A 1,677-nucleotide genomic window follows, 5' to 3' on the forward strand; every position below is an offset into this window, starting at 1 on the left:
TCCGTGCGCAGCGGGTTGATCTCCGAGACGGCGCCGACGAACGTGGTCTTGCCCACGCCGAAGCCGCCCGCCACCACGATCTTCGCGGAGGTGGTCGCCCGGCCTCCGTCAGAGCTTGCGAAGTCCACTGAGCACCCTTTCGAGCAGCGTCACATCCGGTGCGCCGCCGTTGTTCTCGTCGCCGCCCGGCTGGTGGATGGCCACCAGGCCGGCCTCGGCGAGGTCCGCGACGAGGATCCGGGCCACGCCGAGCGGCATGGCCAGCAGCGCCGAGACCTCGGCAACCGACTTCACCTCGCGGCACAGATGACAGATCCGCTGGTGCTCCGGGAGCAGTCCCATGAGCGCTGCCGGGTCGGCCGTGGTGCTGATCAGCGCCTCGATGGCGAGCTGGTAGCGCGGCCGGGTCCGGCCGCCGGTCATCGCATACGGACGTACCAGCGGCTGGTCGCCCTCGTCCCCGTACGGCTCGGCGTACGGATCATGAGAGGCGGTGGGCGGGGTCATGAATCCTCCGGGCGGGACAGCAAGTCGGTCAGTCAAGCCGTCTGACGGGGCCGGTGGGGGGATTGTGGCGGCCGGACGGTGATTTGGTGAGGCGGGTGGTGCCGGGCCGTTCAGTGGAGCAGACTGCCCTGTAGTTCGGCGCGCAGGTCGGGCGTGAGCACCGCGCCCGCGCGGTCGACGAGGAGCGCCATCTCGTAGCCGACGAGGCCGATGTCGCATTCGGGGTGCGCCAGGACGGCGAGGGACGAGCCGTCCGAGACGGACATGAGGAAAAGAAAACCTCGCTCCATCTCCACGACCGTCTGGGCCACATTGCCGCCCTCGAAGATCCGGGACGCACCCGCGGTCAGCGAGGTGAGACCGGACGCCACGGCCGCGAGCTGGTCGGCGCGGTCGCGGGGAAAGCCTTCGGACATCGCCAGAAGGAGTCCGTCCGCGGACACCACGACGGTGTGGGACACCCCGGGGGTGTTGTCCACGAAGTTGGTGATCAACCAGTTGAGGTTCTGTGCCGCCTGGCTCATCGGGCTCAACTAACGCTCCTGCTGGTGAGTGGGGCTCGGGTAACTGTCCGTCTGACCGGTACCGGCCTGACGACCCTGTGCGATGCCCCGACGGAGATTGGTCAGTCGGCCGCGTACGTCATCGGGCGCACGCGAGACCTGCGGACCGCTCTGGTGCTGTTGCTGCTGAGCCGTGCCCGGGACGAGGTTCGCCCGGGGCACCCGGCGCGGCAGGCCGGATGTGGTGACGCCGCCCGCGGCCGGCTGGCGCACGCGCTCCGCCTGCCGGACGAGTTCGTCGTTGGGCGAGGAGCGCCAGGAGGACGCGGCGGTCCGCTGGGGAGCGGACTGCGGAGCCGAGGGAGCCTGCGGCTGCTGCGGGGCCGGGGCCGGGCCGTTGCCCTGCTGCCGGTCACCGCCGCGGAACCAGTTGGTCTCCAGGGTGTCGTACAGCGGCGTCCGTCCGTCGCCGGGACCCGTGGCCGGCGGAAGTGCCTCGGGCTCCCGTCGGGCGGGACGCTGCTGCGGACGCTGGGGGGCCTGCGGGCGCGGGGCACCGAAGTCGGCGTCGCGGCCGCCGGGCCGGGGCTGCTGGAACTGGCCGGTGGACGACGGGTCCTGACGGCCCGGCAGGGCGTGCTGGCCCGTGGACCCGCCGTCGTAGCCC

General features: G+C 71.8%; 2 protein-coding genes and 2 pseudogenes. All 4 read right to left on the bottom strand.

The window, feature by feature from the left end; genetic code table 11:
• A pseudogene (locus AB0A61_RS27245) lies at positions 1–128 on the bottom strand (ATP-binding protein); the annotation flags it as partial.
• Positions 109–507 (bottom strand): DUF742 domain-containing protein, encoded by a 399-nt coding sequence (locus AB0A61_RS27250; RefSeq protein WP_019058642.1) that lies wholly within the window; start codon positions 505–507, stop codon positions 109–111. The gene AB0A61_RS27250 and the pseudogene AB0A61_RS27245, both read right to left, overlap by 20 nt.
• A gap of 110 nt (positions 508–617) precedes the next feature.
• Complete coding sequence (locus tag AB0A61_RS27255; protein WP_003973453.1) at positions 618–1,031, bottom strand: roadblock/LC7 domain-containing protein; 414 nt, start codon at positions 1,029–1,031, stop codon at positions 618–620.
• Positions 1,032–1,040: 9 nt separating this feature from the next.
• A pseudogene (locus AB0A61_RS27260) lies at positions 1,041–1,677 on the bottom strand (hypothetical protein); the annotation flags it as partial.

This window comes from Streptomyces sp. NPDC046197 (genome assembly GCF_040646295.1).
Classification (GTDB): Bacteria; Actinomycetota; Actinomycetes; order Streptomycetales; family Streptomycetaceae; genus Streptomyces.

Coding starts and splice junctions, on each gene's coding strand:
- AB0A61_RS27250 (WP_019058642.1), bottom strand. CDS start 507: ATGACCCCGCCCACCGCCTCTCATGATCCGTACGCCGAGCCGTACGGG.
- AB0A61_RS27255 (WP_003973453.1), bottom strand. CDS start 1,031: ATGAGCCAGGCGGCACAGAACCTCAACTGGTTGATCACCAACTTCGTG.